The 8,364-nt window shown below is 68.4% G+C and carries 8 protein-coding genes; 5 read left to right on the top strand and 3 right to left on the bottom strand.

Translation table 11 applies throughout. The annotated features are described in order from the left end of the window. Both CCR87_RS04870 and CCR87_RS04865 read right to left on the bottom strand, forming a co-directional pair. A partial coding sequence (locus tag CCR87_RS04870) for an enoyl-CoA hydratase/isomerase family protein (protein ID WP_201156443.1) occupies positions 1 to 503 on the bottom strand: 503 nt, incomplete at its 3' end. Next, a complete protein-coding gene (locus CCR87_RS04865) occupies positions 500 to 1,645 on the bottom strand; it encodes an acyl-CoA dehydrogenase family protein (protein WP_201156442.1) in 1,146 nt (381 codons plus the stop codon). The genes CCR87_RS04870 and CCR87_RS04865, both read right to left, overlap by 4 nt. Positions 1,646 to 2,328: 683 nt before the next feature. On the opposite strand from CCR87_RS04865, the gene CCR87_RS04860 reads away from it, so the two are divergent. Continuing rightward, a complete protein-coding gene (locus tag CCR87_RS04860) occupies positions 2,329 to 3,003 on the top strand; it encodes a VPLPA-CTERM sorting domain-containing protein (protein WP_201156441.1) in 675 nt (224 codons plus the stop codon). A gap of 111 nt (positions 3,004 to 3,114) precedes the next feature. Here the strand turns inward: CCR87_RS04860 and CCR87_RS04855 are convergent, their stop codons facing one another. Then, complete coding sequence (locus CCR87_RS04855; protein ID WP_201156440.1) at positions 3,115 to 4,614, bottom strand: CoA-acylating methylmalonate-semialdehyde dehydrogenase; 1,500 nt, start codon at positions 4,612 to 4,614, stop codon at positions 3,115 to 3,117. A gap of 114 nt (positions 4,615 to 4,728) precedes the next feature. On the opposite strand from CCR87_RS04855, the gene CCR87_RS04850 reads away from it, so the two are divergent. The 4 genes from CCR87_RS04850 (at position 4,729) to secD (ending at position 8,355) form a co-directional block, all read left to right on the top strand. Beyond that, positions 4,729 to 5,685: a LysR family transcriptional regulator gene (locus CCR87_RS04850; RefSeq protein ID WP_201156439.1), complete on the top strand. Its 957-nt coding sequence runs from the start codon at positions 4,729 to 4,731 to the stop codon at positions 5,683 to 5,685. Positions 5,686 to 5,707: 22 nt separating this feature from the next. After that, positions 5,708 to 6,145 (top strand): CBS domain-containing protein, encoded by a 438-nt coding sequence (locus CCR87_RS04845; protein ID WP_201156438.1) that lies wholly within the window; start codon positions 5,708 to 5,710, stop codon positions 6,143 to 6,145. Between the two features lie 160 nt (positions 6,146 to 6,305). Next, positions 6,306 to 6,629, top strand: a complete 324-nt coding sequence (yajC, locus tag CCR87_RS04840) for a preprotein translocase subunit YajC (protein ID WP_201156437.1) — start codon at positions 6,306 to 6,308, stop codon at positions 6,627 to 6,629. Between the two features lie 61 nt (positions 6,630 to 6,690). Next, the gene (gene secD / locus CCR87_RS04835; protein ID WP_201156436.1) at positions 6,691 to 8,355 is read left to right on the top strand and encodes a protein translocase subunit SecD; all 1,665 of its coding nucleotides are present in this window, start codon (positions 6,691 to 6,693) and stop codon (positions 8,353 to 8,355) included. Positions 8,356 to 8,364 lie beyond the last annotated feature (9 nt).

Here is an 8,364-nt window from a genome sequence, read left to right as displayed (position 1 = left end):
GTCAGCCCCAGATACCGCCCCAGCCCCAGCGGCGCCCGCGCCAGCAACGCCGATCCGCCCACGTCCGGCACCAGGCCGATCCCGCACTCCGGCATCGCCACGCGGGTGCTGTCGCCCACCACCCGGTGGCTGACGTGACAGCCCAGCCCCACGCCGCCGCCCATCACGAAGCCCTGCATCAGGCTGACGACCGGCTTGGGATACGCCCCCAGCCGCGCATTCATGCGGTACTCGTCGCGCCAGAAGGCCCGCGCGGGGCCGTAGTCGCCGCGGCTGCCGGTGGCGTGCATCTCGGCGATGTCGCCGCCGGCGCAGAAGGCGCGGTCGCCCTCGGCATCCAGGATGACGACGGCGACGGCCGGATCGCTGGCCCAGGCCCGCAGCGCGGCGTCGATGCGTGTCACCATGCCGTGGCCCAGCGCGTTCAGCGCCCTGGGACGGGTCAGGGTGATGCGCCCGGCGCGGCCTTCGGTGCGGATGGCGACGTCGGCGGTGGCGCTCATGCCCCGGCCTTCAGCATGTCGCGCGCCACGATCAGGCGCATGATCTCGTTGGTGCCCTCCAGGATCTGGTGGACGCGCAGGTCGCGCACGATCTTCTCGATCCCGTAATCCGCGAGGTATCCGTAGCCGCCATGCAGCTGCAGGCAGGCATCGGCGACGCGGCTGCCGGCCTCGGTCACGAACTTCTTGGCCATGGCGCAGTGCTTGGTCGCGTCGCGGGTGCCCGCGTCGTATTTCCACGCGGCCTGATACAGGAACACCCGCGCGGCCTGCAGCTCGATCTCGCACTCCGCCAGGCGGAACTGCAGCGCCTGGAACTGGTCCAGTGTCTGGCCGAAGGCGCGGCGTTCGGCCATGTAGCGCTGCGTCGCCTCCAGCGCCGCCTGCGCGGCGCCCAGCGAACACGCCGCGATGTTCAGCCGCCCCCCGTCGAGGCCCGCCATGGCGTAGCGAAAGCCCGCCCCCTCCTCGCCGATCAGGTCATGGACGGGGACCGGGCAGCCGTCCATCTGCACCTGCCGGGTGGGCTGCGACCGCCAGCCCATCTTGTCCTCCAGCCCGCCGAAGGACAGCCCCTCCGCGCCGTCGTGCAGCAGATAGGCCGAGATCCCCTTCGGCCCCTCGCCGCCCGATCGCGCCATGACGATATAGGCGTCCGAATACCCGCCGCCCGAGATGAACGCCTTGGTCCCCGTCAGCCGCCAGCCGTCGTTGGTCCGCTCGGCCCTGGTGCGCAGCGCGGCGGCATCCGAGCCCGAGCCGGGCTCGGTCAGGCAGTAGGACAGCACGGTGTCCATGCTCAGCGCGCCGGGCAGCACGCGGGCCTTCAGATCGTCCGAACCGAAGCGGTCGATCATCGCCGCGCACATGTTGTGGATCGACAGGAACGCCGCGACCGAGGCGCAGGACCGGCTGAGCGCCTCGAACACCAGCACGGCATCCAGCCGCGACAGCCCCGCCCCGCCCGCGCCCTCGGACACATAGAGGCCGCCGAATCCGAGCTCCGCCAGCCGCGGCCACAGATCGCGCGGGATCGTCCCCTCCCCCTCCCAGGTGCGGGCGTGCGGGGCGATGTGATCGGCCCCGAACCCCGCCGCCATGTCGGCGATCGCCTGCTGTTCCTCGGTCAGCGCAAAGTCCATCGACGTCCCTCCCCGGTTGCGACGGTTCCCCGGACGGGGTGCCGGGTTTTTCGCTTGGGATCAATTGATTCCTGCATGCAGCCGGCCCGCCGCAGCGGCCCGGACCGGTGCGCGCCAGCGGATGGGACTGCCGGCGAAAACACAATTACCGCGACCGGGATCGGCTTTCAGATCGCCTGAAGATTGAAATGAAGACCTCCGGCGCATTACCCGGACGGACTACAACCTTTGCGTAGCCGCGAGGGATAGTTTCCATCAGGGATTGTATTTCAAGGCTAATCCGAATTTTTCTTGTCGAATCGTGTCAAAAACGACATAGAAGAAGACGCGGTTACACGAAAGAGGTCTGATTACGCCGGGGTAACAGTGTGCTGGTTATAGTGCTTGGGTACAGGGTTCCCCTCCCGGCGACGATCAGTGCGCCCGATGAGTGAAGCATGTACAGGGTTATGTTGGCGCCAGTAACGGCGTAGAGCTGCCTCGTTCGGCAGACAGAAAAACTCTTGTAATCGTGGGGAAGAAGCTCCTGTCGTCGGGAGGGGAATCTTGACCCCGGGTCCGGGGTCCTGGAACGGAGGCGTGAAGGCGGCGCTTTTCTTTTCGTTCTCTCATGGTTGGGGGGGCGGTGTGTATCCTGTCGATGGTGCATTGGCAGGTTTGACCAGTAGTGCAGGGTGTGTGAGTTGCGTAACACGAATGGGTTCGCGGCATATGCCGCAGGTATCGCGATGCTCTTTGCAGGGGCCACGGCGGCGTCGGCAGCTTCGATCACAGTATCGGAGATTGGCGACAGTTCCTTTGTCGGAAACATCAGCTTCAGCCAGACAACGGGGACGTTCGACTCGATCTCGGCGGGTGGCTTCCTTTTCTCCCCGGTCAGGTTGGTCTCGGGCGCGGGCGCCGGAAACTGCGCAATCGGCGCAAGCACTTCCTGCCTTGCGTTCAACCAGAACGAAACCACCACGATGACAACCGACCCCGCCGGGCCGGCATTCAACCTGAACGCGCTGTCCTTCGTTCTGGTCGGCAATACGGCTGAACTGTCGGTGCTGAACCTGGCATTCGACGGAGGCGAGGACGGCAACGTGATCGTGAACGTCGCGACGCCGAAAGATCGGGACTGCTTGGTGGACCTGTGTGCAGAGCACAACACTTGGTACAAGCTTGATTTCGGTGGCCACGCCGACAACGTCACCCGTATTGTTTTCGACAACACGGGAGAGGGAAACCTCCGTATCGGTGCCATCGATGCAACCAGCACGTCGGTGATCCCGCTTCCGGCCGCGGGCTGGCTCCTGCTTGGCGGGCTGGGCGCGCTGGGCGCGCTGGGTCATCGCAAGCGCAAGGTGACCGCCTGATCCGGGGCGGAGGCCGGACATACGGAAAGGGCGTCGCAGGAATGCGGCGCCCTTTTCGTTCGATTGCCTCCGGAAGGGTTGGCCGGGGGGCGTGCCCCCCGACCACCGGCGTCAGTCCATCGCGCGGAAGTGGAACTCGCCGCCCTCTTTCAGCCCGGAGGGCCAGCGCGAGGTGACCGTCTTGGTCCGGGTGTAGAACCGGAACGCATCCGGGCCGTGCTGGTTGAGGTCGCCGAAGCCCGACTTCTTCCACCCGCCAAAAGTGTGATACGCCAGCGGCACGGGGATCGGCACGTTGATCCCGATCATCCCCACATTCACCCGGTTGGCGAAGTCGCGCGCGGTATCGCCGTCGCGGGTAAAGATCGCGGTGCCGTTGCCGTATTCGTGGTCCATCGCCAGCTTCAGCGCCTCCTCATAGGTCTGGGCGCGCACGGTGCACAGGACCGGGCCGAAGATCTCCTGGCGGTAGATTTCCATGTCGGGGGTGACATGGTCGAACAGATGGGGGCCGACGAAGAAGCCGTCCTCATAGCCCTGCAGGTTGAAGTTGCGGCCATCGACGACCAGCTTGGCGCCCTGCTCCACGCCGGACTCCACCAGACCCAGCACGCGGCGCTTGGCCTCGGCCGTGACCAGCGGGCCGTAGTCGACGTCGTTGCCGCCGGTGTAGGGGGCGATCTTGAGCTTCTCGATCCGGGGCACCAGCTTCTCGATCAGCTTGTCGGCGGTGCCATCGCCCACCGGCACCGCGACCGAGATCGCCATGCACCGCTCGCCCGCCGCGCCATAGCCCGCGCCCACCAGCGCGTCGGCCGCCTGGTCCATGTCGGCGTCGGGCATGATGATCATGTGGTTCTTGGCGCCGCCGAAGCACTGCACCCGCTTGCCGTTGGTGCAGCCGCGGCCATAGATGTATTCCGCGATCGGGGTCGATCCGACGAAGCCGATGGCCGCCACGGTGGGGTTGTCGAGGATGGCGTCCACCGCCTCCTTGTCGCCGTTGACGACCTGCAGGATGCCGTCGGGCAGGCCTGCCTCCTTCAGCAGTTCGGCCAGCATCAGCGGCACGGACGGATCACGCTCGGACGGCTTGAGGATGAAGGCGTTGCCGCAGGCGATGGCGGGCGCAAGCTTCCACATCGGGATCATGGCGGGGAAGTTGAAGGGCGTGATGCCCGCGGCCACGCCCAGCGGCTGGCGCATGGAGTACATGTCGATGCCGGGGCCGGCGCTGTCGGTGAAGTCACCCTTGAGCATCTGCGGCGCGCCGATGCAGAACTCTACGACCTCCAGGCCGCGCTGCACGTCGCCCTTGGCGTCGGGGATGGTCTTGCCATGCTCGCGCGACAGCGCCTCGGCCAGCTTGTCCATGTCACGGTTGAGAAGGCGCACGAACTCCATCAGCACGCGCGCGCGCCGCTGCGGGTTGGTCGCACCCCATTTCGGCTGGGCCTTGGCGGCCGAGGCGACAGCGGCGTCCAGCTCGGCCGTGGAGGCCAGCGGCACGCGGGCCTGCACCTCGCCGGTGGCGGGGTTGAAGACGTCGGCAAAGCGCCCCGAGGTGCCCTTGACGTGGGCGCCGTCGATCCAGTGGGTCAGTTCCTGCATGGTATCCTCCCGAAACCGTCGCATAAGTGCATGGGGCCGGAGCATAGGCTTGCGGAATTGCCCTGCAAAGGGGCAGGGTTTCAAACCGGCATTGCAGATCTGCAAGGGGGGTCGATGCGGCCAGACTGGGACGATCTGCGGGTGTTCCTCGCGCTTGCACGGGGCGAGAGCCTGGGCCGCGCCGGCCGCGCGCTGCGCTGCGATCCGGCCACCGTGGGCCGCCGCGTCGCCCGCCTGGAGGAGGCGCTGGGCACCCGGCTGTTCCAGCGCTCGGCCCAGGGCTATACCCTGACGGAGGAGGGCGCGCGCCTGCGCCCCGCCGCCGAGCGCGCCGAGGAAGCCGTGGCCGAGGGGCTGGAGGCGCTGACCGGCGGCCATGGCCCCGGCGGGATCACCGGGACGGTGCGCATCGGGGCGCCGGACGGATGCGCGAACTATCTGCTGCCGCAGGTGCTGGCGGCGATCTGCGACGCCAATCCGGGGCTGGAGGTGCAGCTGGTGTCGTTGCCGCGGGTGTTCAACCTGTCGCGGCGCGAGGCCGACATGGCCATCGCCGTCAGCCGCCCCACCGCCGGACGGCTGAGCGTGCGCAAGATCACCGACTACCGCCTGCATCTGGCGGCGAGCCGCGCCTATCTGGCCGCCCACCCGGCGATCCGCACCCGCAGCGATCTGCGTGCCCACCGCATCGTCGGCTACATCCCCGACATGATCCACGACCGCGAACTCGACTATCTGTCCGAGATCGGCGCCGAGGCGGTGCCGCTGGCGTCGAACTCGGTGCCGGTGCAGCTGAACTGGCTGCGGCAGGGGGCCGGGGTGGGGATCGTGCACGCCTTTGCCCTGCCCTTCGCGCCGGAGCTGGAGCGGGTGCTGGGCGCGGAGGTCGCGCTGACCCGCAGCTTCTGGCTGATCCGCCACGCCGCCGACGCCCGCATCGCGCGGCTGAACCGGTTCGCCCGCGCGCTGGCGCTTGGCCTGCGCCGCGAGGTCGCCCGGCTGGAGGGCGGCCTGAGCCCGCGCGACAGCACCCTTGACAGGGCGGGCGGGCGTGCGGACGGTAAAAGCTGAGGCTGAAAGGGAGGTTTCCGCCATGCTGGTCCACCAGATCCTGCGCAACAAGCGCACGGGCGACACGGTGACGACGGTCACGCCGGGCAGCACCGTGGCGGACGCCGCGCGCCTGCTGTCGAAGAACCGTATCGGCGCGCTTGTGGTCACCGAGGACGACATCACCCCCGCCGGCATCCTGTCGGAACGCGACATCGTGCGCGAGATCGGCCGCCGCGGGACCGACTGCCTGGAAGATCACGTCAGCGCCATGATGACCCGCGAGGTCGTGACCTGCGGCGTGGAGGACCTGGCCGACATGGTGCTGGCGCGCATGACCGAACGCCGCATCCGCCACATGCCGGTGATGCGCGACGGGCGGATGATCGGTCTCATCTCCATCGGCGACGTGGTCAAGGCGCGCCTAGACGAGCTGTCGATGGAGAAGGAAGCCCTCAAGGGCATGATCATGGGCTACTGACGCCGCCCCCCGGGGCCGTGATGGCGCGTGCCTTGCCAAGCCACCGCCCCGCGGATAGGTTGCCCCCTGAGCGGGACGGCCCAAGGGGTGCGTCCCCGAACGACTGTTTGCGTGACGCCGCCGGCGCGGGGGCGCCGCGCCCGTCACACAAGAGGATGCGATGTTCGTCAGTCCCGCCTATGCCCAGGACGCCGGTGCCGCCGGTGCCTTTGTCAGCCTGCTGCCGCTGGTCCTGATCTTTCTGATCATGTGGTTTCTGCTGATCCGCCCCCAGCAGAAAAAACTCAAGGAACACAAGAACATGGTCGATGCGCTGCGGCGCGGTGACCAGGTCGTGACCCAGGGCGGGCTGATCGGCAAGATCGTCAAGGTCAAGGAAGACGGCGAGCTGGAAGTCGAGATCGCCCAGGGCGTGAAGGTGCGCGTGCTGCGCCACACCATCCAGACCGTCATGTCCAAGACCGAGCCCGCCACCGAGGCCTGAGCCCGGCGGGGCATCGACCGACGCCCGCGCCCCGGCGCCGGGCCGCCGAGTGGGAGTCGTCATGCTCTATATCCCGACCTGGCAGCGGGTGATGATCTGGGCCCTCGTGGCGCTGGGCCTGATCCTTGCCGCGCCCAACCTGTTCTATGACCGGGTGGAGCGCCACAACGACGCCCTGCGCGTGATCGAGGCGCAGGGCCCGTCGCCCGAGGCCGAGGCCGAGCGCGGCCTCTGGCCGGACTGGATGCCGTCGCGCATCGTCAACCTCGGCCTCGACCTGCGCGGCGGCGCCCATCTGCTGGCCGAGGTGCAGGTCGCCGACGTCTATGCCAACCGCATCGACGCGCTGTGGCCCGACGTGCGCGACGCGCTGCGCACCGAACGGACGAGCGTCGGCAACATCCGCCGCGTGCCCAGCCCCGACCCGGCCGAACTGCGGGTCCAGATCTCGGAGCCCGCGGGCATGGCCCGTGCACTGGAGGTGGTGCGCGACCTTGCCCGTCCGGTGTTCAGCTTCACCGGCGCGGGGAACCGCGACCTCGACATCAGCGCGGACGGGGACGAGATTGTCGTCACCCTGTCGGCGGCCGAACGCGCCGCCACCGACGACCGCACCATGCAGCAGTCGCTGGAGATCATCCGCCGCCGCGTCGACGAGGCCGGCACCCGCGAGCCGACCATCCAGCGCCAGGGCACCGACCGCATCCTGATCCAGGTCCCCGGCATCGGCTCGGCGGCCGAGCTGAAGGCGCTGATCGGCACCACTGCGCGGCTGGCCTTTCACCACGTCGAAGGCACCGCCAGCGACGCCGCGGACCCGCCCGGCCCGGGCAACATGATCGTGCCGTCGGCCGACGAGCCGGGGCTGTACTACATCGTGCAGCAGACACCGGTGGTGTCGGGCGAGCAGCTGGTGGACGCACAACCCGCCTTCGACCAGAACAACCGCCCCGCCGTGAACTTCCGCTTCAACGCGCAGGGCGGACGGGCGTTCGGCGAATACACCGCCGGCAACATCGGCCGCCCCTTTGCCATCGTCCTCGACAACGAGGTCGTGTCCGCCCCCACCATCCAGAGCCACATCTCGGGCGGGTCGGGCATCATCACCGGCCGCTTCACGGTGGAGGAATCGACCCAGCTCGCGGTCCTGCTGCGCTCCGGGGCCCTGCCGGCCGAGATGGTGTTCCTCGAGGAACGCACCGTCGGTCCCGAACTGGGCCAGGACAGCATCGATGCGGGCCAGGTCGCGGCCGCGGTCGCGCTGACGGCGGTGCTGGGGTTCATGATCCTCAGCTACGGGCTGTTCGGGATCATCGCGTGCCTCGCGCTGCTGTTCAACATCGCGATGATCTTTGCGCTGCTCTCGCTGGTCGGCGCCACGCTGACGCTGCCGGGGATCGCGGGGATCGTGCTGACCATCGGCATGGCCGTGGACGCCACCGTCCTGATCTTCGAGCGTATCCGCGAGGAGTTGCGCACCGCCAAGGGCCCCGCCCGCGCCATCGAGCTCGGGTTCGAAAAGGCGCTCTCGGCGATCCTCGATGCCAACATCACCACCTTCATCACGGCGGTGATCCTGTTCGCCATGGGCTCGGGCCCGGTGCGCGGCTTTGCCGTCACGCTGGGGCTGGGGATCGTGACGTCGGTGTTCACGGCGATCTTCGTGACCCGCAGCATGATCGTGTTCTGGTTCGAACGCCGCCGCCCCCGCACCGTCACGCTCTGACCCCCCTGC

This window comes from Rhodobaculum claviforme, assembly GCF_016653255.1.
Taxonomy (GTDB): Bacteria; Pseudomonadota; Alphaproteobacteria; order Rhodobacterales; family Rhodobacteraceae; genus Rhodobaculum; species Rhodobaculum claviforme.
This window is presented reverse-complemented; position numbering and strand designations above follow the sequence as displayed.

Excerpts from the sequence above, each read along its gene's own strand:
- secD (WP_201156436.1), top strand. The coding sequence starts at position 6,691 with ATGCTCTATATCCCGACCTGGCAGCGGGTGATGATCTGGGCCCTCGTG.
- CCR87_RS04850 (WP_201156439.1), top strand. The coding sequence starts at position 4,729 with ATGCGGCCAGACTGGGACGATCTGCGGGTGTTCCTCGCGCTTGCACGG.
- CCR87_RS04865 (WP_201156442.1), bottom strand. The coding sequence starts at position 1,645 with ATGGACTTTGCGCTGACCGAGGAACAGCAGGCGATCGCCGACATGGCG.
- yajC (WP_201156437.1), top strand. The coding sequence starts at position 6,306 with ATGTTCGTCAGTCCCGCCTATGCCCAGGACGCCGGTGCCGCCGGTGCC.
- CCR87_RS04855 (WP_201156440.1), bottom strand. The coding sequence starts at position 4,614 with ATGCAGGAACTGACCCACTGGATCGACGGCGCCCACGTCAAGGGCACC.
- CCR87_RS04845 (WP_201156438.1), top strand. The coding sequence starts at position 5,708 with ATGCTGGTCCACCAGATCCTGCGCAACAAGCGCACGGGCGACACGGTG.